Here is a 22986-nt window from a genome sequence, read left to right as displayed (position 1 = left end):
CATGTACGCTAAGTCCGGTATTCAGGCCTATGCGCAGGTAGGTGTGGAAAGCGCCGTATTAAGCGCCAGCCCACATCAGCTGGTCGTGCTGCTTTTTGATGGCGCCCTGAGCGCCATGAAAAAAGCTGCCATTTTAATTGAGCAAGGCGATATTCCCGGTAAAGGTAACGCCTTATCTAAGGCCATTAATATCATTACTAACGGGCTGCGCGCAGGCCTGAACCATGAGGTTGGCGGTGAAATTTCCGCTAATCTCGACGATCTGTATGAATATATGACCCGTCGTCTGTTACAGGCTAACCTGAACAACGACCTTGAGGCCATTACGGAAGTCGAAAGCTTACTCAATAATATTGCGGATGCGTGGAAACAGATTGGCCCTAATTACCAGCCACAGCAGGATACCTTTTAATGAGTCATCCACTCGAGCTGCTAAAAGGATATCAACACTTACTCACGCTCAGTAATGCCATGCTGGAAAATGCCCGGCAGGGACAATGGGATGAGTTGCTTAGTTGCGAATCAACTTACGTTAGTAGCGTCGAGCGTGTTGCGCGTGATAACGATGCCAGTGCGCTGTCCGCATTACAGCGGGCACAAATTCGCCCGGTACTTGAGCAAATTCTGAAGAATGAAACCACGCTGAAGACGTTGCTGGGTGAACGTATGAGCGAACTGCGCTCGCTGGTCACGACCTCAACGCAGCAACACAACATTGTCTCTTCTTACGGCAAGATGGCGGGTAATATCCTTTACCCAAAAGACCAGTAAAGGCCGACTTATGCGGGTAAACACTCTTTTTTTAGTTTACCCGCGTAATTTCTTCACTCTTATCCCATACTTCCAGTTCCCTCTCCTCTGACTGGACGTTTGTCATGCACAACCCAACCCTTTTGCAGTTTTTCCACTGGTATTATCCCGATGGCAGCACGCTGTGGCCGGAAGTCGCAGAAAAAGCGGCCCTGCTTAATGACATCGGCATCAACATGGTCTGGCTGCCCCCTTGCTATAAAGGCGAGTCCGGTGGTTACTCGGTGGGTTATGACAGCTACGATCTCTTCGATTTAGGCGAGTTTGAGCAAAAAGGCAGCGTCGCCACCAAATATGGTGATAAGCAGCAGTTGCTGGCTGCCGTCAATGCGCTGCGCAGCCACAACATTGGCGTGCTGCTGGATGTGGTTCTCAACCATAAAATGGGCGCGGACGAGAAAGAACAGGTGAGCGTAAATCGCGTTAACCCGGATAATCGTGATGAAATTTATCCCGAGGTCGTGGAATGCGAAGCCTGGACAAAGTTTACGTTTCCGGCGCGGGCAGGCGAATACTCGACATTCATCTGGGATCATAAATGTTTTAGCGGGGTCGACCATATTGAAAATCCCGATGAAAACGGCGTGTTCAAAATTATCAACGATTACACCGCTGAAGGCTGGAACGACCAGGTGGATAACGAGTTAGGTAACTTTGATTATCTGATGGGCGCCAATGTTGATTTCCGCAATAAGGCGGTGAGCGAAGAACTCAAATACTGGGCGCGCTGGGTCATGGAGCAGGTCCCCTGCACCGGCTTTCGTCTGGACGCGGTAAAACATATCCCGGCCTGGTTTTACAAAGACTGGATCGAACATATTCAGGACGTCGCTAACGAACCGCTGTTTATTGTGGCGGAATACTGGTCCTTTGAAACCGAAAAGTTGCAGGAATATATCAATCAGGTGGAAGGCAAAACGCTGCTGTTTGACGCCCCGCTGCATATGAATTTTCATCAGGCGTCTAAAGCCGGCAGCGATTATGACCTGAGCAAAATTTTTGATAACTCGTTGGTATTAGCCGACCCGTGGCATGCCGTGACTATCGTGGCCAACCACGACACACAGCCGCTGCAGTCTCTGGAAGCGCCCGTTGAAGCCTGGTTTAAGCCGCTGGCTTATGCGCTGATTCTGTTGCGCGAGCAAGGCGTTCCGACCATTTTTTATCCGGACCTGTTCGGTGCCCACTATGAGGATGAAGGCGGAGACGGTGAAATGCATCAGGTCGATATGCCGGTCATTCCTGAACTCGAAGGGCTGATTCGTGCCCGTCAGCAATTTGGCTGGGGCGCGCAAACCGATTACTTCGACCATCCTAACTGCGTCGCGTTCAGCCGCAGCGGAACCGCTGAAAAGCCGGGCTGTATTGTGATCATGTCGAATGGCGAAGCGGGGGAAAAACAGATTTCAATGGGAGAAGGATATGCCGGGAAAGTATGGTATGACTATCTGGGACATCAATCCGATACCGTTACGACGGACGACGCCGGCAGCGCCGTGTTTCGCTGTAATGCAGGCAGCGTGAGTGTCTGGGTTGTTGAGGCATAAAACCACAGGTCCGCTGCTTTTTCTGGCGCGGTAACAGCCTGCGCATCAGCGCAAAGCGGTCTCGTGGACCGCTTTGCGTCATTTATTTGTTCAGAACCGGACGCATAATCTCAGGTTCGATATTCTGAATCACATCCACACCGGGATGTTGGGCCGCTTCCTGTAAAGCTTTCTGGCATTCCACCGTGGGTCGATCGACCTTACGCAACGTAAGCCCGTCGTAATCCAGCTCACCGCCATCCAGATCCAGTGTCATGATGCGTAACTGACGCGTAACATTGACATAATCGCCATTCAGCTGCGTCAATTTGCCTGGCTTCGCAATGACCCGTTGCCACTGCCGGCAATCCAGCGTACTGCCGTCCGCGTTGATAATCAGACTCCCAATCGCCTTGTCGCTAATCAGGTTACTCTGCGGCCCAACCGTCTGCCAGTTGCCTTGTAAATTTGCCGGGGCCGGCGTTTGCACCGCACTTTGATAACTGTTTATTTGTGCGCAGCCACTCAGCGCCAGTGTGGCAATCAGCATCCAGTTTTTCATCTTTGATCCCTAAATCCGGTTAATGGCGGCTACGTTATAATTTTTACCGCCAGATGTGCAAGATATCTGAGGGATGAAATCAACGTAAAGCGCGCTTTTCCTGGATTCATCACGCACCGGGTGATGTTTATTCCCTTCCCTGCCCGCTTTTATCGCTGTGAATGAACCTGTCCACTCCGGCCTGACAAGGGAGGCACAACAGGCTACACTGTCGCCCTGCATTACATCTCAGAGATTTGTCATGAAAACTCCAGAAGCTTATTATGCCCAGGCACGCCAAATGTTCTTCACTGCCCATGCCGATTTTCAGGCCGCACTCGATGAACTGACCGAACAGGATGCCCGTGCCGCCAATATGTCCCTGCGTGAATTGCGCGAGTGGCACGCCGAACGCATTTATGCCGCCTTTTTACGCCAGAAAAATCTTGATGGTATGATTTTTTCAATTCAACTGGCAGAGCCGGATAAAGCCGTCGCCGCCGAAGCCATCGAAGCCTATCTCCGATCGCATGCCGAATCTCTGGGAATGAGTTGGGAAGAATTTTGTATTAAGAACGAGCTCTAGCTATACCTCAGCTGTGCGGACAGGAAGAATAACGGCTATGGCGTTGCGCAGCGTCGTGACAACAAACGGTTAATGCCCCTGATACGGCCTCGCTGGCGGCAGAAAACCCCTCTGCCGCCAGCGTTAGCCATCACTCTTCTTGTTCGAGCTTTCCCCTCACCTCAACATACTTAGCCACGGCCAGTAATCGGTTGAGGTGCGTGAGCAACAGATCAATATCAGACTGCATGAACTCTGATGAGGAACGCGATGCCGTGACAATGGCATCCTGCACCGTCTCAGAAATCGTTAACGCATTATCTTGTTTCGCCTGGACTAATAAAGCGGCAACCAGCAATGACTGCGCTTCGACCTGAGCAGTCAGTTCCTTTGCATCGACATCCATTTTTGCCAGTTTAAGCAGAATATCAATAACCAATTGTCGCATTGCACTTCTCCCGGTGAGTGAGCGCATATATCGTTAAGAGCGCCCTCAGAGTAAACCAGATAAAAATGCTTTTCTACGCGGGACCTAAAAAACGGATTCATGCAAACATCAGCTTGATACTGTTTTTATTTACAGTAAAATGGCAACGCGATTTTGCCCTGAAGGGATGGTTATTATGTTTGTAGAGTTAATTTACGATAAGCGTAATGTCGCGGGCCTGCCAGGGGCGCGCGACATGATATTGGCAGAGCTTGAAAAGCGTGTGCATCGTGTTTTTCCTGACATCGAGGTCAAGGTGAAACCGATGGAACGTAACGCGATAGAAACCGACCTCAGCAAGAATGATAAAGCCACTGTCGCGCGTCTGGTGGAAGAAATGTTTGATGAAGCCGAGTTTTGGCTGGTGGCGGATTAATCCGTTAATCGCCACCCCTCAGTTAGCGGGAGATACCTTAACTCTCCTGCTCACTGTGGTTGATTTCAATTTCAATATCCTGAATGGCTTTCTCCAGATCTTCCAGCAACGTTCCCTGCTTATTCAGTAATGCGTCAATACGGGCCGCATTCCCTTCATCCTTGTATTCACCGGCATCAAAGGCTAACCAATGGGCGGAAAGCGTCTCAGTGTTCGTTTGCGCATAGTGGCGCATTTCTTTCAACTGGGATGCCACGTCACGCAGATAATCGGTTTTGCTTTTGGTTTCGATTGAATCACTCATGCTGTGTTTCCTTTTGGTTGTTTTTCCAATGAAAATATCGTCTGGAGATTTAAAGGTAGGACAATATAGCGGTTTTGCATTAGGAATAATCGGAAGTCACTTTTACAGGACATGGCTTCTCGCCGTAGTCAGGCGGAAAACGGCGGTGTCATACCCCGTCCTTACGTGATGATAAATATGCTGACGGGTCTCCGCTCACAGCTTTGTTGTGCTGGTCTAGACTTAGAGGACGACAAAGAGGAGCAAACGATGCACAACCAAAGTAACGATAAACGTAAGCATGAAGGCGATGTCAGCAAAGGATTACCCGAAGCCGCACCTAATGCGGGAAATGCCTACGAGGAAGATGATCATCCCGCAAACGATGCACCGAAAGATCACGGTGAAGTGCCCAGAAAAAATGATGACAGTCAGGATGATAAAAAGGATCCTTTCAAAGCATCATGACATGTCACCGTCTGCCCACTTAACCGGGGCAGACGGTGATCTGCACCATGCTTTGAAGCCGGTGCAGCCATTATTTTAAGGCCAGCAGGATGAGAAGCCATGCCTCCCTGCTCGTTAACCCAGCTGGGCTGGCATGTGGGCTGCTCGCCTGGCAACGGTCAGGGACGGGCGGGCAACAGGCTTTGGCCCTTTATTCACACGGATCGCAGGCGCAGAAAAACGCCGGATACGGGAGCGGGCCCCCTCTGCACGTGATCAGGCTTGCTGATTTAAATAATCGACCAGCATCTCAAGATTAATCCGGTGAGGGCCGTCTGGATAAAAAACATCCTGCGCCGGTCGATGGGCATCGAATAACGGTTGCAGATTCACATCCCGATCCAGCAACTGAATCGTCCCCTCAGTCAGTTTGTAAGAAATCACTGTGCAGGAACCTTCCGGAATTTTATCTATAAAATCTGACTTCCGGTTTTCCGAATAGACTTCATATTTAATCTGCTCACCACTTTTTGAGTTCGTGAGAAGTGTTTGAATTAAGTATCTCATGTTGATATATCCGTGAGCAGAATGAATGCTGACATTAATATCAGGCGACAGATTTAAACAGTTAAATATTTTAATTAGATTAGAAGAGGAATATTTCCGTTTGATGTGTAACCGGGGATACAAGCCGCGTGGTGCCTGTTACGCTGCTGTCGCAACCCGCGTCGCCGTTAAGGTAAACAGGTTTTGCTGGCTTACGAATACATACCAGATTACATCTTTTGCTTTCAGTATTTCATTTTTTACTTCCCACCTTCAGGGATATTTTTAGTTATTAAGCTAACTAATTTTGCTTTTAAAAGTCGTAGAAAAATTACAACATTAGATATGATATTTTTTGACGCAGGAACCGTGCTGAAAATACTTTAGCGGATGGCGTCATGCAGCCGTAACCGGCACAGCGAAAATGTCATAGTGAACGCCTGCACGGAAGCGAAGGATAAAGATGCAGGATATATTTTCTTTCGGCAAGAAAAGGAGAATAAACACCGACAGGTAGATGTCTGAAGTAAAGGGATGATGAGGCAGGTTGTGGTGCGATAATCGCGTCTCAGACGCTGCCTTGACAGGCCCAACTCGGCTACCGCGCGCGGCTGGCATGGCCTGAACGCATCAGGAAAGGTTATCAGGTGTACGATTGCATCGTTGAACACGTATAAAGCAACAAGAAGGCGCTTTTGGTAAAGCCACATTCTGTGTCGCTCTTGTCCCGACTCAACGCCGCCAGGCATATACCTGATAATAAAGACCCGTTTTCCCGACTACACCTGCATGTTCATGATGTCGGTATAGGCCGAAACCAGCTTGTTCCTGACCTGAATCCCCATCTGCATGGAGATAGACGATTTTTGCAGATCGACCATCACATCGTTTAAAGCGACACCGGGTTTCCCCATTTCGAACGCCTGCGCCTGGCTACGGGCGGTGGTCTGGGTTTCGCTGATTTTGTCCAGAGCGGCCTTCATGGTCGCGCCAAAATCGATATGGCTGTTGACCTCATCGCTTTTGTTATTGGCCTGAAGCGAGGTCATCTGTAACTGCTGTAAAACACCGTCGATTGCCTGAATTGACATGGTTGCTACCTCATTAAAAAAGATGAAGATTTTTGACGTGGGGAGAAGTTAACACATTGTCAATAAGACAAAGCCGCTAAATGACGCTAAAAACCGTGGCTTATTCACCCATCGAATTTTGCGTTTCATCAAATAATGCCAGGCATTGAAGTAGAAATTTTATTTAAGCAGGTCAGGGAGTCTGTTTTGCCATCACAACTAACCCGGTCAATTACGTCAGGCAGGAATCGGTCATGAATGCGAGTGCAGCCGCCACACAAAATGAAGAAACGAAAGGCTTTGGTGACCTTCTCGCTCGCCTGCGTGCCAATCCACGTATTCCGTTAATCGTCGCAGCCGCAGCCGCTATCGCTGTGGTTTTTGCGTTGGTGCTCTGGGCCAAAACACCGAACTACAGCGTATTGTTCAGCAACCTGTCCAATGAGGACGGGGGTGCCATTGTCACGCAGTTGACGCAAATGAATGTCCCTTATCGTTTCGCGGATAACGGCGGTGCATTAATGGTGCCGGAAGATAAGGTGCATGAGCTGCGCCTGCGTCTGGCTGAACAGGGCCTGCCTAAAGGTGGCAACGTCGGTTTTGAACTGCTGGATAAAGAAAAGTTCGGTATCAGCCAGTTCAGCGAGCAGGTGAACTACCAGCGCGCACTGGAAGGCGAGCTGGCACGTACTATCGAATCTCTGGGGCCGGTGAAAACGGCGCGCGTCCATCTGGCGATGCCTAAACCAACCCTGTTCGTACGTGAGCAAAAAGCGCCCTCCGCGTCTGTGACGTTAACTCTGCAGCCAGGCCGTGCGCTGGATGAAGGTCAGATTCAGGCCATCACGCACATGGTTTCCAGCAGCGTGGCCGGTTTACCGCCGGGGAACGTGACCGTAGTCGATCAGAGCGGTCATCTGTTAACCCGTTCTGACGCAGTAGGCCGTGATCTGAACGATGCACAGCTGAAATATGCCGCCGAAGTCGAAGCGCGTTACCAGCAACGTATCGAAGCGATCCTTAACCCGATTCTGGGCCAGGGCAATGTCCATGCGCAGGTAACGGCACAGATTAACTTCGATACCAGTGAACAGACGGATGAGAAGTACCAGCCGAACGGCGATCCGAAAAACGCGTCTATTCGCTCTCAGCAGACCAGCACCAGCGAGCAGACGGGCAGCCCTTATCCGGGCGGCGTACCGGGCGCACTGTCTAACCAGCCTGCGCCAGCCAATACGGCCCCGATCAATACGGCCAATAACAATGCGGCCAATGGCCAGAATGCCAATGGTCAGAACAATGCGGCCAATGGTCAACGGACCAGCACAGCCTCTACCAGCAGTGTACCGACCAACTCGCGCCGTGATGATACGGTGAACTATGAGCTGGATCGTACCATTCGTCATACCAAGATGAATGTGGGTGACGTGCAGCGCCTGTCTGTTGCCGTGGTGGTGAACTATCGCGAAGACGATAAAGGCAAAGCGATTGCGCTGAATGAGCAGCAGCTGAAGCAGATTGAAGACCTGACGCGCGAAGCCATGGGCTATTCACAGACACGTGGCGACACTGTCAACGTGGTGAACTCGCAGTTTAATACCACCGAGCCTGTATCAACTGAACTGCCCTTCTGGCAACAGCAGTCGTTCTTTGATCAGCTGATTAATGCAGGTAAATGGCTGTTGGTTGCGCTGGTGGCGTTCATCCTGTATCGCAAAATGGTGCGTCCGCATGTTCTGCGTAAGAAAGCCGCAGAGCAGGCCGCTGCAGAAGCTCAGGCTGCCCGTGCTGCTCAGCAGAACGATCAGGAAGCTTACAGCGTCCAGCTCAGCAAAGATGAACTTGAGCAGGAACGTAAATCTAATAACCGCATGAGCGCTGAAGTCATGAGCCAGCGTATCCGCGACATGTCTGAAAACGATCCGCGCGTTGTTGCGCTGGTGATTCGCGAATGGATGAGTAACGAACTATGAGTCTGACCGGTACTGAAAAAAGCGCCATTCTGATGATGACCATTGGTGAAGAACGCGCGGCGGAAGTCTTTAAGCACCTGAACCAGCGTGAGGTTCAGCATCTGAGTGCCGCGATGGCCAGCATGCGTCAGGTCTCGCATAAGCAACTGACCGAAGTGCTGCGTGAGTTTGAAGGCGATGCCGAGCAGTTCGCGGCACTGAGCCTCAACTCGAACGATTACCTGCGCTCCGTGCTGACCCGGGCGTTGGGTGAAGAGCGTGCGTCAAGCCTGCTGGAAGATATCCTTGAAACCCGCGATACCACCAGTGGTATGGAAACGCTCAACTTCATGGAACCGCAGGCCGCAGCCGATCTGATTCGCGACGAGCATCCACAGATCATCGCGACTATCCTGGTCCACCTGAAACGGGGTCAGGCTGCCGATATTCTGGCCTTGTTTGATGAGCGCCTGCGTCATGACGTCATGCTGCGTATTGCTACCTTCGGTGGTGTGCAGCCGGCAGCGCTGGCAGAACTGACCGAAGTCCTGAACAGCCTGCTCGACGGTACCAACCTCAAGCGTGCGAAGATGGGCGGCGTGAGAACAGCGGCCGAAATTATCAACCTGATGAAAACGCAGCAGGAAGAAGCGGTTATCGAAGCGGTACGCGACTTCGATGGCGAACTGGCACAGAAAATTATCGACGAGATGTTCCTGTTCGAAAACCTGGTGGAAGTGGACGACCGCAGTATCCAGCGTCTGTTGCAGGAAGTGGAATCCGAGCAGTTGCTGATCGCCCTGAAAGGTGCCGAGCAGCCGCTGCGCGAGAAGTTCCTCAAAAACATGTCAGCCCGTGCGGCCGATATCCTGCGCGACGATCTGGCCAACCGTGGTCCGGTACGTATGTCTGCGGTAGAGAACGAACAGAAAGCGATCCTGCTGGTGGTGCGTCGTCTGGCAGAGTCCGGCGAGATGGTAATCGGTGGCGGCGAGGAAACCTATGTCTGATGCATTTTCCGCCCGCCCCTGGCAACTGTGGCAGCCTGTAGAACTGGGGCGTCCTGAAGAGCCCGCGACGATTCAGGCTGAACCCGAAATCGAATTCTTCGAATCAGAAGAAGACGAACAGCAACAGCAGTTTGAGCAGATGCAGCAGCAGTTGCGTAAAGAAGCCCACGGTCAAGGCTACAGCGAAGGCCATCAGCAGGGGTTTAATGAAGGTCAGAAAGCCGGCTATGACGCGGGCTTTCAGCAAGGCCTTGCTGATGCGCAGCAACAGCAGGCTCCCTTACAGGCGCGAATGCAGCAGCTGGTGACGGAATTTCAAAATACTCTGGAATCGCTGGACAGCGTCATTGCTGCCCGCCTGATGCAGCTGGCTCTGGAAGCCGCGCGTTCGGTGATTGGTCAGGCCACCACGGTGGATGGCAGTGCGTTGCTGCGCCAGATTCAGGGCTTACTGCAGCAGGAGCCCATGTTTAGCGGTAAGCCGCAGCTTCGGGTGCATCCTGATGACCTGCTGAGGATTGAACAAACACTGGGGCCAACGCTTGATCTGCACGGCTGGCGTTTACTGGCTGACAATACACTGCACCCCGGCGGCTGCAAGCTCAGTGCCGAAGACGGCGATCTTGACGCGAGCGTGGCAACCCGCTGGCAGGAACTGTGCCGTCTTGCCGCACCTGGAGAGTTTTAATGACCACTCGTCTGAACCGCTGGCTGGGCTCGCTTGATGCCTTCGAAAGTCGTATTGCGCAGGTGCAACCTGTTCGTCGCTATGGACGGCTGACGCGTGCCACCGGCCTGGTTCTCGAAGCAACCGGCCTGCAGTTGCCGCTCGGTTCGACCTGTGTGATTGAACGTAATGACGGTAAAACGATTAGCGAAATTGAAAGCGAAGTCGTGGGCTTCAACGGTCAGAAACTGTTGATGATGCCGCTGGAAGAAGTGGACGGCATTCTGCCCGGCGCACGCGTTTATGCCCGTACCACCGGCGATAACCCTCATTCAGGTAAACAGCTGCTGCTGGGGCCACAGCTGTTAGGCCGGGTGCTTGATGGCAGCGGCCGCCCACTGGATGGCTTGCCTTCCCCGGAAACGGGCTACCGTGCCCCATTGAACACACCGCCGTTTAACCCTTTACAGCGTACCCCTATTACCGATGTGCTGGACACCGGCGTTCGGGCGATTAACGCCCTGCTCACCGTTGGCCGGGGACAACGTATGGGCTTGTTCGCCGGATCAGGCGTGGGTAAAAGTGTGCTGCTCGGCATGATGGCGCGCTATACCCAGGCCGATGTGATCGTGGTGGGCTTAATCGGTGAACGTGGCCGTGAAGTTAAAGACTTTATTGAAAACATCTTAGGTGCTGAAGGCCGCGCCCGTTCGGTCGTCATCGCCGCGCCGGCAGATGTCTCACCGCTACTGCGTCTGCAGGGTGCCGCTTACGCCACGCGCATTGCGGAAGATTTCCGCGATCGCGGTAAACATGTTTTATTAATCATGGATTCGCTGACACGTTATGCCATGGCGCAACGTGAAATCGCGCTGGCGATTGGTGAGCCGCCGGCCACCAAAGGTTATCCACCTTCCGTATTTGCCAAACTGCCCGCCCTGGTTGAACGCGCGGGTAACGGCATCGATGGCGGCGGCTCGATCACGGCGTTTTATACCGTGCTGACCGAAGGCGACGATCAGCAGGACCCGATTGCTGACTCTGCGCGTGCCATCCTTGACGGCCACATTGTGCTGTCACGTCGTCTGGCCGAAGCCGGCCATTATCCGGCGATTGATATTGAAGCCTCAATCAGTCGTGCCATGACGTCACTGATTGATGAAAACCATTATGCACGCGTGCGCCAGTTCAAACAGTTGCTCTCGAGTTTCCAGCGCAACCGGGATCTGGTCAGCGTCGGTGCCTATGCCGCCGGTAGCGATCCGATGCTGGACAAAGCCATTCAGCTTTATCCGCAGATGGAAGCCTTCCTGCAACAAGGCATTTTTGAGCGCAGTGAGTACGACGATGCCTGCCTGCATTTACATGCATTGTTCGGTTAATTCGCGCGTTTGATATGAGGACATCGTAATGAAAACAGTCAATGCCATTGACACTTTGCGTGACCTGGCGGAACAGGATCTTGAACGCGCCGCCGTGCTGTTAGGCGATATGCGGCGTGGCCAGCAGGCTGCAAACGAGCAGCTCAGTATGTTGCTTGACTATCAGGATGAATACCGCAACAAGCTGAACAGCGACATGTCCAGCGGTATTGCCAGCAACCGCTGGACGAACTATCACCAGTTCATTCAGACGCTGGAAAAAGCCATTGAGCAACACCGCAGTCAGTTGCAGCAATGGAATCAACGGCTTGAACAGGCACTGGTTAACTGGCGTGAAAAACAACAACGCCTCAATGCCTATCAGACGCTGATTACCCGGGCAGAAGAAAATGCATTACGACAAGAAAACCGTCTCGACCAGAAACGGATGGATGAATTTGCCCAACGGGCTGCACTGAGGAAAGGCGAATGATTACGCTGCCAAACATTGCGTTGACAACGAAAACAACCGGCACCGCTGAAACATCGGGGACAACCGATCTGCTGAGCGGTGGCGAGGCGCTACCGAAGGACTTTATCACTACGCTGGGAAATCAGTTGCTTTCCCTGGCGAAACTGCACAGTAAAACCACAGTTGCAGCAGAAAAAAATAGCGTCACTGATGACGACAGCAAGGTTGCCACGTCGTTGAATGCATTGATCTCTTCGCTGGAAAACCCGACTGCACTCAGTGCGCTGTTTAAACCGGAAAATATTAAAGCCGGTACAAAATCAGCCGATGATAAGGGTGACGCGAAAGAGGCCGCGCTGAACAGCAGCGATATGCAAAATATTCAGGCGCTGTTTGCCATGTTACCGGCAACCGGCTTGCAACAGGCCGTGAAAGACAGCACGACGACGCGTGACGTGGATATGCAACGCGATGCCGGACCGCGTTCGGCCTTATCGGCCCTGACGCAGGCGGTGACCACGGCACTGAGCGGTGATGACAAAGACGCGAAAAACAGCAAGGTGCAGGATGGCGGTCGCCTGGCCAGCAACGTTGACCAGGCCAGCCGTGGGGTAACGCCCGCAGCCACGACGCAAACCGCATCGACACCGGCACAGTTGACGACAGACGCCAGTTTTCAGCAGATACTGAGCAGCGTCAACAAGCAGGATGAGCGTCCGATAAACGCTGCAGCCAGCGATAATCAGACGATGATTGCCGCGCCGATAACCAGCGCCAGCAGCGTTATGCAACCCTTCACGGCCTCTGCGTCGATGAACACGCCGTCTACGCCGATGCTGAATGCCCACCTGGGTAGCAATGAATGGCAGCAGGCCCTGAGTCAACAAATTGTGATGTTCAGTCGTAACGGCCAGCAGAATGCGGAGTTACGCCTGCATCCAGAAGATCTCGGTGCGATCCAGATCAGCCTGAAACTGAATAACGATCAGGCACAGTTAAATATGGTTTCAGGTCACAGCCATGTCAGGGCTGCACTGGAAGCCGCGCTTCCTCAGCTGCGCACTGCGCTGGCTGAAAATGGTATTAACCTGGGTGAGAGTCAGGTCAGCAGTGACAGTTTCGCGCAAGGGCAAAGCTTCCAGCAACAGCAGGAGGCGCGTCGCGACGGACAGCACGGCAGCTTCTCTCTGACCCAGGACAGTGATAACGACATCACGCCGATTGCCGTACCGCAGGCTCTTCAGGCCCGGTTAAACGGTAAGGGCGCCGTCGACACCTTTGCCTGACAGCGACAAACGCTGAAGGTAAGCGTAAAACCCGTGTCTTTTCTTGCCATTGTTTGACTTAAGACACGCGATAATCTGTTCAGGTGAGCCGAGAGGCTCGCCCATAATTCACAGGAAGTAACTGCTAAAATGTCTGATAACGCGAAAGCTAAAGGTCGCAAACGTAAAATCCTGATTCCAGTGTTGCTGATCGTAACGCTGGCCGCTTGCAGCGTGGCAGGCTATGCAGTCTGGCGAATAATGAATAAACATGAGGGCGATAAGCCGGAGGTCGCGAAAGTTGAACCGCCTCCCGCCCCGGTCTTTTTTGCACTTGATACATTTACGGTTAACCTGGTCAATCCCGACAACGATCCAGACCGTGTACTGTACGTAGGGTTTACTCTGCGTCTGCCGGATGAAGAAACGCGTCGTCGGATGAGTGACTATCTGCCTGAGGTTCGCAGTCGTCTGTTACTGCTGCTTTCTCGCCAGAGCGCTGCTGCGCTGGCGACAGAGCAAGGAAAGCAAGCGCTTGTTGAGCAAATCAAACAGGCGCTGGCACCACCGCTGGTGAAAGGTCAACCTCCGCAGGTCGTAGACGACGTACTGTTTACCGCCTTCATTTTGAGGTGAATCAATGGGCGACAGCATTCTCTCCCAGGCTGAAATTGACGCGCTATTAAACGGCGACAGTGGCAGCGCGGAAGAAGAAAAGAAACAAAACGGGCCAGAGGGCGATATTCGCCCTTATGATCCCAATACCCAGCGCCGCGTGGTGCGCGAGCGTTTACAGGCGCTGGAAATTATTAACGAGCGTTTTGCCCGTCATTTCCGTATGGCGCTGTTTAACCTGCTGCGCCGTAGCCCGGATATCAGCGTGGGCGCGATCAAGATTCAGCCATACCATGAGTTTGCCCGCAACCTGCCGGTGCCAACGAACCTGAACCTGATCCACCTGAAGCCGCTGCGCGGCACGGCTCTGGTCGTGTTTTCACCGAGCCTTGTGTTTATTGCCGTTGATAACCTTTTTGGCGGAGATGGGCGTTTTCCGACTAAAGTAGAAGGACGTGAGTTCACGCATACCGAGCAACGCGTCATTCGTCGTATGCTGAAACTGGCGCTTGATGGCTACAGCGATGCGTGGAAAGCGATTTATCCTCTGGATGTCGAGTACGTCCGTTCGGAAATGCAGGTGAAGTTCACCAACATCACCACATCGCCTAACGATATCGTCGTCAACACGCCGTTCCAGGTCGAGATTGGCAACCTTGTCGGTGAGTTCAACATCTGTATTCCGTTTTCGATGATTGAACCTTTGCGTGAAATGCTGGTGAATCCGCCGCTGGAAAACTCGCGGTCAGAAGATACACACTGGCGGGACAATCTGGTGAAGCAGGTTCAGCATTCTGAACTGGAACTGATTGCCCATTTTGCTGAAACGTCGTTGCGTCTGTCACGCGTGTTGCAGCTGAAACCCGGCGATGTTCTGCCGATTGAAAAACCCGAGCGCATTATTGCCCACGTGGACGGTGTGCCTGTTTTAACCAGCCAGTACGGTACACTTAACGGTCAGTATGCGCTGCGTGTAGAACATTTGATTAACCCGATTTTGAATTCGCTTAACGAGGAACAGCCCCATGACTGACAGCAAGAAACCGTCCGATGACACCATCTCTGCGGACGATCTGTGGGCTGAAGCAATGAATGAGCAGGTGGGCTCTGGTGCCAGCACCTCACAGAGTGATGACGTTTTCAAATCGTTTGAAAGCAGCAACACTTCAGGCTCATTGCAGGATATTGACCTGATTATGGATATCCCGGTAAAACTGACTGTGGAACTGGGCCGCACCAAGATGACCATCAAAGAACTGCTGCGTCTGACACAGGGTTCTGTGGTCTCACTGGATGGTCTCGCAGGCGAGCCGCTGGATATCCTGATTAACGGTTACCTGATTGCGCAGGGTGAAGTCGTGGTCGTTAACGACAAATATGGTGTGCGTATCACCGACATCATTACGCCTTCAGAACGTATGCGCCGTCTGAGCCGTTAATATGAATAACCAGAATCATACTGTCCAACCGGCTACACCGCAGACGCCCGCCATCTCAGCGGGCTCTGTACTGACTCAGGTAAGTGGTGTTCTGGTTGTTATTATCCTGTTGATTCTGGCATGCGCCTGGCTGGCCCGTCGTATGGGCTTTGCGCCGAAAAAAGTCGGCAGCCGTGAGCTGACGCTCACGGCCAGTGTCCAGGTCGGTCAGCGCGAGCGCGTCGTCATCGTTGATACGCCAGATGCCCGTCTGGTACTGGGCGTAACGGCACAGCAAATTACCCACCTGCATACGTTGCCACCGGGTTCACCCGATGTAGACACCGCGGAAAAGGCAGCACCGCAGGATTTTCGTCAGTTATTACAGAATCTGGTTAAACGTCCCGGAAAAAACCCATGATGCGTCGACTGCTCCCTCTTCTGCCGCTGCTGTTGCTGGCACCGGTTGCTCACGCCCAGTTACCAGGCCTGGTAAGCCAGCCATTAGCCAATGGTGGCCAGAGCTGGTCACTTCCGGTACAAACGCTGGTATTTATTACCTCATTGACGTTTCTGCCGGCCATTCTGTTAATGATGACCAGCTTCACCCGCATCATTATTGTTTTTGGTCTGCTGCGCAATGCGCTGGGCACGCCCTCTGCGCCGCCCAATCAGGTATTACTGGGCCTGACGCTCTTTTTAACTTTTTTTATTATGGCACCTACCTTTGATAAAATTTATCAGGATGCCTATCTGCCTTTCAGTCAGGATAAAATCAGTATGGATGTGGCCATTGATAAAGGCGCACAACCCCTGCGTGAATTTATGCTGCGTCAAACGCGTGAAGCTGACTTAGCGTTATTTGCCCGTCTGGCAAATACGCCTCCCATTGTCGGGCCGGAAGCCGTGCCGATGCGTATTTTATTACCTGCTTATGTGACCAGTGAATTAAAGACCGCCTTCCAGATTGGATTTACCGTCTTTATTCCTTTTTTAATTATTGACCTTGTCGTGGCCAGCGTATTAATGGCGCTGGGTATGATGATGGTGCCGCCGGCAACCATCGCCCTGCCCTTTAAATTAATGTTATTTGTTCTGGTGGATGGCTGGCAGTTGCTGGTTGGATCGCTGGCACAAAGTTTCTATTCCTGATCTTGTGAGTGGCACAGGAGATATTCATGACACCTGAATCGGTAATGGTAATGGGCCAGGAGGCGATGCGCGTCGCGTTGCTGCTGGCCGCTCCGATGCTGCTGGCCGCCCTGGTCAGCGGTTTACTGGTGAGCTTGCTACAGGCAGCGACCCAGATTAATGAACAAACGCTGTCTTTCATTCCTAAGATTATTGCGGTGGCGGCCACGGGCGTCGTTGCCGGTCCCTGGATGTTAAACGTCTTGCTGGATTATATCCGCACCGTTTTTTCTAACCTGCCCTATATCATCGGCTGATGATTACGCTCGACAGCAGCCAGCTTGTTCACTGGATAAGCCAGTTTTTCTGGCCGATGGTGCGCATTCTGGCGCTGATTGCGACAGCGCCGGTATTGAGTGAGCGCGCCATCAGCAAACGGGTGAAAATCGGCCTGGCGGCCATGATCACCTGGTTGCTGGTCCCGCTGTTACCGCCGGTGAACGTCACCCTGTTTTCGCCGGCCGGTTTCATGCTGCTGATTCAGCAAATGCTGATTGGTATCGCCATTGGTTTTACGATGCAGTTTGCCTTTGCAGCTGTCCGGGCGGCCGGTGAACTGATTGGTTTGCAGATGGGTCTGTCATTTGCGACGTTTTTTGATCCCGCCAGTCGGCTTAATATGCCGGTCCTTGCGCGTTTTCTCGACATGCTGGCCATGTTACTGTTTTTATCCTTCAACGGTCATTTGTGGCTTATCTCACTGTTGGCGGACAGTTTTCATACACTTCCTGTAGGTGGAACACCACTTGAAGCTAATGCTTTTATGGCGCTGGCAAAATCAGGCGGCATGATTTTCCTTAATGGCATGATGTTAGCGTTACCCTTGATCGTTCTGCTACTCACGCTAAACATGGTCCTGGGTTTGTTAAACCGTCTTTCACCACAGTTATCAATCTTCGCGATCGGCTTCCCGATTACCTTATCAGTCGGCATTTTGACGATTAGCCTGCTGATGCCCCTTCTCGCCCCGTTCTGTGAGCACCTGTTCGGCGAAATATTTGATCTTCTGGCCCAGTTCCTCACCGAACTGTCCCCCTCCTGAACATTAAGTATCTAACTATTTTTTCTTTTCCATACTTAAGAAATTCACAACTATCCGGGCATTTTTCAAACCATATTTTCCAGAAATCAACTAAGGATATTCTGATAAATGTGCGATAAGTCTTAAAATAATTCTTATTAAACCGCGCATCGCGTATTTTAGTCGGGCGGTACACAGAGTCATCGACAGGGTTGTTTTGGTGATAAAATCGGCAATGCATTGAAATTAAACAAGAAAAAATATTGTGTGATTTTTCTTGTCAGAAAATGTTTTTTCCGGCATTGTCAACTCACTCTTCAGCCTTACACTTTCGTGAAACAAATGTTTTTAAGACTTGTCCTATCAGAAAACTCTGGGTTTTCAGCGATAGTGACATTGCTCCCAAAAACGGTGTTTCGCGCCGGTACGACTTTACATCAATACCCGATGTGGATTCGACGCCAGGTGTGGGGCCAGAGTAAGAAAAAATTTTGCAGAACGGGTCAAGGAAGAAGACTTTTACGGGCGTTTGCCCGTTGCCACGCTGCATCAGCAGAATAAAAAAAAGCGCTTTGGAAATCTTCTCGTACCGCAACGCGTAATTCATCGTTGATTTAAACGGATAACAAATTGGTGAGGGTCGCTAACATGCCAACGATTATTATGGATTCCTGCAACTACACACGCCTGGGATTATCGGACTATATGTCTTCTAAAGGAGTGAAGAAGAAAAATATTACTTCTGTCTCCGATATTGAGCAATTACAGCAAAGATGTGAGCAGTTGAAACCAGGTGTTGTGTTTATTAATGAAGACTGTTTCATTCACGAAACCGACTCAAGCGAGCGCATTCGCAGCATTATTAATCAGCATCCCGAAACACTGTTTTTTATTTTTATGGCCATCAGTAATATTCATTTTGAAGAATATCTGTATGTCCGAAAAAATTTAATTATTACGTCGAAAGCCATTAAACCTTCAACGCTGGATTCTCTCCTTAGCACGTATTTGCAAAAGAAACTTAACATGTCTCCGCGTATTTCCTCAGGGCTGGACGTTCACCCTCTGACGTTGAGCCAGACTGAGTCAAATATGCTGAAAATGTGGATGTCGGGTCATGATACCATCCAGATATCCGACAAAATGCAAATTAAAGCGAAGACGGTCTCTTCCCATAAAGGAAACATTAAGCGGAAAATTAAAACGCACAACAAGCAGGTTATTTACCATGTCGTGCGCTTAACCGATAACGTGACCTCTGGTATTTACGTCAACGTAAGATAGTTTGCCGCCTAACAGAACTGGCCCAAAAGGCCGGTTTTTTTTAGTGATTAGCGATCAAGATCTCAATTTTCAGCATAAACCTTTTCCTGCTCCTGCCGATGTTTTTTTCATCAGGCCCCCTTAAGAGAGCAAGGAAATGAACACAACGCTGATTAATGAAGGACATCACAACGTCAGTTTTTGGCAAAATCTCAGACTGGTCCCGCTGTTTAGTTTGATTTTCGGCGGGATATTATTTTTGTTCGCACTCTGTATAGGCATTTCCAGCTACTTCCTCATCCTGAGTAATCAGTCGTTGAAAGATGCGACTGAGGAAATTCAGGTCCGCAACGGTCTGATCGACAGCTCCTCAAACCTCCGCTCAGCCCGACTGAATATCATCCAGGCCGGTGCGGCCGCGCGTATTGGTGAGATGGATGATTTCAATGCCAACCTTGCCGCAACGGATGAGCGTATTAAGCAGGCTGAAAATGGCCTCAACGTCTACCTGAACCGCAAGAATAAAACCCCCGAAGACGTCAGGCTGGACGAAGAGCTCACTACTCGCTTCAAAGAGTATGTTCAAAAAGGCCTGAAGCCGATGATTGATGCCGGTAAACAGGGCAGTTTCGAAAGCATCATTGCCCAGGAAACCGACACCACGCGTAAACTGGATAACGCTTATAACGCTGTGCTGGTCAAGGCGATCAAACTTCGGGATATCCGTTCTGATTTCATTAACGCCAAGGCTGCCGAACAGTCACGTATTGGTTTTATTTCCATGGGTGGTGCGTTTGTGGCTGCGCTGGTGCTGGTGCTGCTGACCTTTGTTTTTCTCCGTCGGGTCGTGATCACGCCTTTACGCAAATCGGTTGCCCATATTGAGCGTATCGCTCAGGGTGACTTAACCGCCCCTTCAGTACCGCACGGTCGTAACGAAATCGGCTTACTGCTGGATAATCTGCAGCGCATGCAGGAATCGTTAGTCAGAACGGTCGGTACGGTGCGTGAAGGCGCTATCGCCATTTATCAAGGCTCCAGTGAAATTTCAGCCGGTAACACCGACCTTTCCTCGCGGACGGAGCAGCAAGCCGCCGCCCTTGAGCAGACCGCAGCCAGCATGGAGCAGTTAACGGCGACGGTGAAACAGAACGCCGATAACGCGCACCATGCCAGCCAACTGGCAGCCGATGCATCAGATAAAGCACGCAACGGTGGCGACATGGTCAGTGGTGTAGTGAAAACCATGAACGATATTTCTGGCAGCTCGAAGAAAATTGCTGAGATCACCAATGTGATTAACAGCATCGCTTTCCAGACCAATATTCTGGCGCTGAACGCCGCCGTCGAAGCCGCGCGCGCAGGAGAGCAAGGGCGTGGCTTTGCGGTTGTTGCGAGTGAAGTCCGTAGTCTGGCACAACGCAGCGCCCAGGCCGCGAAGGAAATTGAATCCCTGATTGCCGAGTCTGTGAAGTTAGTCAGCAGTGGCTCGCATCAGGTTGGCGAGGCCGGCAGTACGATGGGTGAAATTGTCGAAGCGGTGCGTCGCGTGACCGATATCATGTCTGAGATTGCTGCCGCCTCGGATGAACAAAGCCGCGGTATTCAGCAGGTGAGCCAGGCGGTAACGGAAATGGATAACGTGACCCAGCAGAACGCCTCGCTGGTTGAAGAAGCCTCAGCGGCGGCGGCATCACTGGAAGATCAGGCGGGTAAACTGACGAAAGCGGTTTCCGCATTTCGCTTAGTCGACACACCGGTCGCGAAAACTCCCGATGTTAAAGACGTGGCACCGAAAGCGAGCTCACCCGTGCTACGTCCGGTAGCCACTACCTCTGGTCATGAAAACTGGGAAACGTTCTGACCCAAGCGGACGCCCCTGTCCTGTGACATGCGTGACAGGACAGATAAAAGTAAACGCCCGCGACATCCTCAGACATCGCGGGCGTTTTCATCAGACTGACCGATAATCAGGCGGGAACCCAGGGCTCGACAAAAACGCCGTCCCGGTGATTATTCTCGTTAAAAAACCAGATCCCCTGCGGGTAATCGTCCAGCGCCACCAAAAACATCGTCCCTTCGTTAAAAGGTTCTACCGCCAGGATCGTACCGATTCGCCGGGGTCCACCGTCGGTTTTAACGCTTACGCGATCGTCTACCTTCATCTGTTACTCTCCAGAAACGTTCCTGATAGCAGTGTAATGGAAGCGTAGGACGAATGCAGGCATTAACGACGGGCAATCACCCACACGGCATGGACGATGCCGGGAATGTAGCCGCACAAAGTCAGTAAAATGTTCAGCCAGAACGCGCCGCCAAAACCGACCTGCAGGAAAACGCCCAGTGGTGGAAGTAAAATAGCGATAAGAATTCGAAGTAAGTCCATAACCATTCCTTTAGGTACTGAGAAAAACCGTTTTGCTTACCAATATAGCCGTTTTCTGAAGGGTTACAGGAAAAGTCAGGTAAATCTGAGTCAGGGTTTTTTTCGTTTTCCTGACACTTCACAGCCGGACGTTTAACACGAGAATCGTTACACTTCATTGCGTTGCTTTCCTACCCCAGGAAAACAACACACCCAAAGTAACAAGGATTATTTTGCCCGCGCAGCGCGGGCTTTTTTTTACCCTTCCCTGCTGTCAGCCCGCCGTTCTATACTCAGTATTCACGTTGCTCTTTGGAGGCAGACTCTATGACGCATTTCCTCGCTTCAGATGAAAACCAAAGTGATCGGGACAGTGAAATGGATGCGCTTCTTCATGCCATCCAGCGTGACACGGCAGGACAGGTACAGGACTATTTTTCGCCTCAGGTTGCGCAGGCTGAAAAAAATGCTGGCGGGCCGACAGCCCCGTGCCGTGAACCTGCGGAGCAGTGTGAGATGGACATTCACGATTGCCGCTACAGTGAGATCAATCGCTAGCGGGATCGCTCGCCGGGCGGAATAGCAGGCAAAAAAATACCCGGCACAGGCCAGGCAAGTATTCAAATCGTTACACCAGGAAAGACATACTGCTTTCTCAGAGTAGCTGTTCCGGTAATGAAAACAAGCTTCTGCGATGCACGTTTCGCTCATCTTATTCTACTCCTGCTCTCCTCCTGCCTACGCAAGCCGCAGCGTGCGCGCCATGCGTCGTGCACATTCTGACCGCTCCCGCTTTTTGTCCTATCGGGTTTTAAGAATCCTCCTGGTTCTGTCTGCATGAGTACGGAACCTCGGGCCTTTTCAGGACTCAACTACACTAAACAGATGCCGTGGCTAACGTGAGCCGTGTGGAGGAGACCTGGATGCCCAACCTGAATGAATCGCTGATGATCGTGACCGACCTCGATGGATCGCTGCTTGACCACCACGACTACAACTGGGATGCCGCCACAGCATGGCTGGAGACCTTCAGCCAGCATCAGGTTCCTGTTGTGATTTGCTCCAGCAAGACGGCGGCGGAAATTCTGCCGCTGCAACGAAAAATCGGGATTAGCGGTACGCCGTTTATCGCCGAAAACGGCGCGGTTCTCTACTTCCACGAGGACAAACCCGTTCGTATCCCTGACGATAAGCTGAACTACGTCGCCATCTGTCGGATTCTTAGCGCGATGAAACAGCAGTTCCGCTTTAGCGGCTTTCAGGATTTTAGCGACAGTGACGTGTCGGCAATGACAGGTTTACCGGAAGCCGAGGCCGCGCTCGCCCGCCAGCGCGATGCTTCCGAAGTTATCGTCTGGCGCGATACCGACGAGGCGTTAGACCGTTTTCGCCATGCGCTGGCTGACTACCATTTGACGCTTACCCAGGGCGGCCGCTTCTGGCACGTGATGCCGGCCCGAAGCGGAAAAGGCCATGCCCTGCATAAATTACTGTCGCATTACAGCCATCAGGATTTGATCACGATTGGACTGGGTGATGGCCCTAACGATGCACCTATGCTCGATGCGGTCGATTATGCCATCGTGATTAAAGGCTTCAGCAAAAACCCTGTCACGTTAACGCGTAATGATGGGCAGGTTTATCATACAACGCATCACGGCCCTGAAGGCTGGCGCGAAGGTCTGGACCATTTTTTAACGCAGCCATGAACGGCTGTGGTTCCTCGGGCAACCCC

At 51.7% G+C, this 22986-nt stretch carries 30 protein-coding genes; 23 read left to right on the top strand and 7 right to left on the bottom strand.

Annotated features, from left to right (window positions below):
* Nucleotide 1: 1 nt before the first annotated feature.
* The 3 genes from fliS (at nucleotide 2) to amyA (ending at nucleotide 2357) form a co-directional block, all read left to right on the top strand.
* Nucleotides 2–412 (top strand): flagellar export chaperone FliS, encoded by a 411-nt coding sequence (fliS, locus tag GC090_RS08475; RefSeq protein ID WP_054633605.1) that lies wholly within the window; start codon nucleotides 2–4, stop codon nucleotides 410–412.
* Nucleotides 412–771 (top strand): flagellar protein FliT, encoded by a 360-nt coding sequence (gene fliT / locus GC090_RS08470; protein WP_033742064.1) that lies wholly within the window; start codon nucleotides 412–414, stop codon nucleotides 769–771. Before fliS ends, fliT begins: the two co-directional genes overlap by 1 nt.
* Nucleotides 772–875: 104 nt before the next feature.
* Nucleotides 876–2357, top strand: coding sequence for an alpha-amylase (amyA, locus tag GC090_RS08465; protein WP_033742066.1), 1482 nt, complete (start codon nucleotides 876–878; stop codon nucleotides 2355–2357).
* Between the two features lie 82 nt (nucleotides 2358–2439).
* On the opposite strand, the gene yedD is transcribed toward amyA, so the two are convergent.
* A complete protein-coding gene (gene yedD, locus GC090_RS08460) occupies nucleotides 2440–2898 on the bottom strand; it encodes a lipoprotein YedD (RefSeq protein ID WP_006119487.1) in 459 nt (152 codons plus the stop codon).
* 241 nt (nucleotides 2899–3139) lie between these two features.
* Between yedD and GC090_RS08455 the strand changes: the two genes are divergently transcribed.
* Nucleotides 3140–3463, top strand: a complete 324-nt coding sequence (locus GC090_RS08455; protein ID WP_006119488.1) for a DUF6388 family protein — start codon at nucleotides 3140–3142, stop codon at nucleotides 3461–3463.
* A 130-nt stretch (nucleotides 3464–3593) separates the two neighbouring features.
* Here GC090_RS08455 and iraP read toward each other — a convergent pair whose 3' ends face one another.
* On the bottom strand, nucleotides 3594–3890 hold the full coding sequence (iraP, locus tag GC090_RS08450; RefSeq protein WP_006119490.1) for an anti-adapter protein IraP: 297 nt from the start codon (nucleotides 3888–3890) through the stop codon (nucleotides 3594–3596).
* Nucleotides 3891–4065: 175 nt separating this feature from the next.
* Between iraP and GC090_RS08445 the strand changes: the two genes are divergently transcribed.
* Entirely contained in the window at nucleotides 4066–4305 is a 240-nt protein-coding gene (locus GC090_RS08445) for a DinI-like family protein (RefSeq protein ID WP_033742070.1), read from the top strand.
* A gap of 37 nt (nucleotides 4306–4342) precedes the next feature.
* On the opposite strand, the gene GC090_RS08440 is transcribed toward GC090_RS08445, so the two are convergent.
* Complete coding sequence (locus GC090_RS08440) at nucleotides 4343–4609, bottom strand: hypothetical protein (protein WP_006119493.1); 267 nt, start codon at nucleotides 4607–4609, stop codon at nucleotides 4343–4345.
* Nucleotides 4610–4858: 249 nt separating this feature from the next.
* On the opposite strand from GC090_RS08440, the gene GC090_RS08435 reads away from it, so the two are divergent.
* Nucleotides 4859–5056 carry a hypothetical protein gene (locus tag GC090_RS08435; protein WP_006119494.1) on the top strand — a complete coding sequence of 66 codons (198 nt, stop codon included), beginning with the start codon at nucleotides 4859–4861 and terminating at the stop codon, nucleotides 5054–5056.
* A gap of 255 nt (nucleotides 5057–5311) precedes the next feature.
* Here GC090_RS08435 and GC090_RS08430 read toward each other — a convergent pair whose 3' ends face one another.
* A complete protein-coding gene (locus GC090_RS08430) occupies nucleotides 5312–5602 on the bottom strand; it encodes a hypothetical protein (protein ID WP_033742072.1) in 291 nt (96 codons plus the stop codon).
* Nucleotides 5603–6360: 758 nt separating this feature from the next.
* Nucleotides 6361–6672, bottom strand: a complete 312-nt coding sequence (gene fliE / locus GC090_RS08425; RefSeq protein ID WP_006119561.1) for a flagellar hook-basal body complex protein FliE — start codon at nucleotides 6670–6672, stop codon at nucleotides 6361–6363.
* Nucleotides 6673–6905: 233 nt separating this feature from the next.
* On the opposite strand from fliE, the gene fliF reads away from it, so the two are divergent.
* From fliF to GC090_RS08350, 15 genes are all read left to right on the top strand, one after another.
* Nucleotides 6906–8624: a flagellar basal-body MS-ring/collar protein FliF gene (fliF, locus tag GC090_RS08420; protein WP_033742074.1), complete on the top strand. Its 1719-nt coding sequence runs from the start codon at nucleotides 6906–6908 to the stop codon at nucleotides 8622–8624.
* Nucleotides 8621–9613 carry a flagellar motor switch protein FliG gene (fliG, locus tag GC090_RS08415; RefSeq protein WP_006119564.1) on the top strand — a complete coding sequence of 331 codons (993 nt, stop codon included), beginning with the start codon at nucleotides 8621–8623 and terminating at the stop codon, nucleotides 9611–9613. Before fliF ends, fliG begins: the two co-directional genes overlap by 4 nt.
* Nucleotides 9606–10301 carry a flagellar assembly protein FliH gene (gene fliH, locus GC090_RS08410; RefSeq protein ID WP_033742075.1) on the top strand — a complete coding sequence of 232 codons (696 nt, stop codon included), beginning with the start codon at nucleotides 9606–9608 and terminating at the stop codon, nucleotides 10299–10301. The genes fliG and fliH overlap by 8 nt, the downstream gene beginning before the upstream one ends.
* A complete protein-coding gene (gene fliI / locus GC090_RS08405) occupies nucleotides 10301–11662 on the top strand; it encodes a flagellar protein export ATPase FliI (protein ID WP_033742076.1) in 1362 nt (453 codons plus the stop codon). The genes fliH and fliI overlap by 1 nt, the downstream gene beginning before the upstream one ends.
* A 28-nt stretch (nucleotides 11663–11690) precedes the next feature.
* Nucleotides 11691–12134 (top strand): flagellar export protein FliJ, encoded by a 444-nt coding sequence (gene fliJ / locus GC090_RS08400; protein WP_033742078.1) that lies wholly within the window; start codon nucleotides 11691–11693, stop codon nucleotides 12132–12134.
* A complete protein-coding gene (locus GC090_RS08395) occupies nucleotides 12131–13399 on the top strand; it encodes a flagellar hook-length control protein FliK (protein WP_324021360.1) in 1269 nt (422 codons plus the stop codon). Before fliJ ends, GC090_RS08395 begins: the two co-directional genes overlap by 4 nt.
* 129 nt (nucleotides 13400–13528) lie before the next feature.
* Complete coding sequence (gene fliL, locus GC090_RS08390; RefSeq protein ID WP_006119574.1) at nucleotides 13529–14014, top strand: flagellar basal body-associated protein FliL; 486 nt, start codon at nucleotides 13529–13531, stop codon at nucleotides 14012–14014.
* 4 nt (nucleotides 14015–14018) lie between these two features.
* Nucleotides 14019–15026: a flagellar motor switch protein FliM gene (gene fliM / locus GC090_RS08385; protein ID WP_006119575.1), complete on the top strand. Its 1008-nt coding sequence runs from the start codon at nucleotides 14019–14021 to the stop codon at nucleotides 15024–15026.
* Nucleotides 15019–15432, top strand: coding sequence for a flagellar motor switch protein FliN (gene fliN, locus GC090_RS08380; protein ID WP_006119577.1), 414 nt, complete (start codon nucleotides 15019–15021; stop codon nucleotides 15430–15432). Before fliM ends, fliN begins: the two co-directional genes overlap by 8 nt.
* Nucleotide 15433: 1 nt before the next feature.
* Complete coding sequence (gene fliO, locus GC090_RS08375; protein WP_033742082.1) at nucleotides 15434–15832, top strand: flagellar biosynthetic protein FliO; 399 nt, start codon at nucleotides 15434–15436, stop codon at nucleotides 15830–15832.
* Nucleotides 15832–16563: a flagellar type III secretion system pore protein FliP gene (gene fliP, locus GC090_RS08370; RefSeq protein WP_033742230.1), complete on the top strand. Its 732-nt coding sequence runs from the start codon at nucleotides 15832–15834 to the stop codon at nucleotides 16561–16563. Before fliO ends, fliP begins: the two co-directional genes overlap by 1 nt.
* Before the next feature lie 26 nt (nucleotides 16564–16589).
* Nucleotides 16590–16859 (top strand): flagellar biosynthesis protein FliQ, encoded by a 270-nt coding sequence (gene fliQ, locus GC090_RS08365; RefSeq protein WP_033742083.1) that lies wholly within the window; start codon nucleotides 16590–16592, stop codon nucleotides 16857–16859.
* Nucleotides 16859–17644, top strand: a complete 786-nt coding sequence (fliR, locus tag GC090_RS08360; protein WP_006119583.1) for a flagellar biosynthetic protein FliR — start codon at nucleotides 16859–16861, stop codon at nucleotides 17642–17644. The genes fliQ and fliR overlap by 1 nt, the downstream gene beginning before the upstream one ends.
* Before the next feature lie 627 nt (nucleotides 17645–18271).
* Nucleotides 18272–18907, top strand: a complete 636-nt coding sequence (gene rcsA, locus GC090_RS08355) for a transcriptional regulator RcsA (protein ID WP_006119584.1) — start codon at nucleotides 18272–18274, stop codon at nucleotides 18905–18907.
* Between the two features lie 136 nt (nucleotides 18908–19043).
* Entirely contained in the window at nucleotides 19044–20750 is a 1707-nt protein-coding gene (locus GC090_RS08350) for a methyl-accepting chemotaxis protein (RefSeq protein WP_324021357.1), read from the top strand.
* A gap of 106 nt (nucleotides 20751–20856) precedes the next feature.
* Here the strand turns inward: GC090_RS08350 and dsrB are convergent, their stop codons facing one another.
* Both dsrB and GC090_RS08340 read right to left on the bottom strand, forming a co-directional pair.
* A complete protein-coding gene (dsrB, locus tag GC090_RS08345) occupies nucleotides 20857–21051 on the bottom strand; it encodes a protein DsrB (protein ID WP_006119586.1) in 195 nt (64 codons plus the stop codon).
* Nucleotides 21052–21113: 62 nt separating this feature from the next.
* Nucleotides 21114–21272 carry a YqaE/Pmp3 family membrane protein gene (locus GC090_RS08340; RefSeq protein WP_006119587.1) on the bottom strand — a complete coding sequence of 53 codons (159 nt, stop codon included), beginning with the start codon at nucleotides 21270–21272 and terminating at the stop codon, nucleotides 21114–21116.
* Nucleotides 21273–21578: 306 nt separating this feature from the next.
* Here GC090_RS08340 and GC090_RS08335 point away from each other — a divergent pair, with 306 nt between their 5' ends.
* Both GC090_RS08335 and GC090_RS08330 read left to right on the top strand, forming a co-directional pair.
* Complete coding sequence (locus GC090_RS08335; RefSeq protein ID WP_033742085.1) at nucleotides 21579–21809, top strand: DUF2525 domain-containing protein; 231 nt, start codon at nucleotides 21579–21581, stop codon at nucleotides 21807–21809.
* Nucleotides 21810–22174: 365 nt separating this feature from the next.
* The gene (locus GC090_RS08330) at nucleotides 22175–22960 is read left to right on the top strand and encodes a mannosyl-3-phosphoglycerate phosphatase-related protein (protein WP_289367336.1); all 786 of its coding nucleotides are present in this window, start codon (nucleotides 22175–22177) and stop codon (nucleotides 22958–22960) included.
* Nucleotides 22961–22986 lie beyond the last annotated feature (26 nt).

It is taken from the genome of Pantoea sp. JZ29, assembly GCF_035190385.1.
In the GTDB taxonomy this organism is placed as follows: Bacteria; Pseudomonadota; Gammaproteobacteria; order Enterobacterales; family Enterobacteriaceae; genus Pantoea; species Pantoea stewartii.
This window is presented reverse-complemented; position numbering and strand designations above follow the sequence as displayed.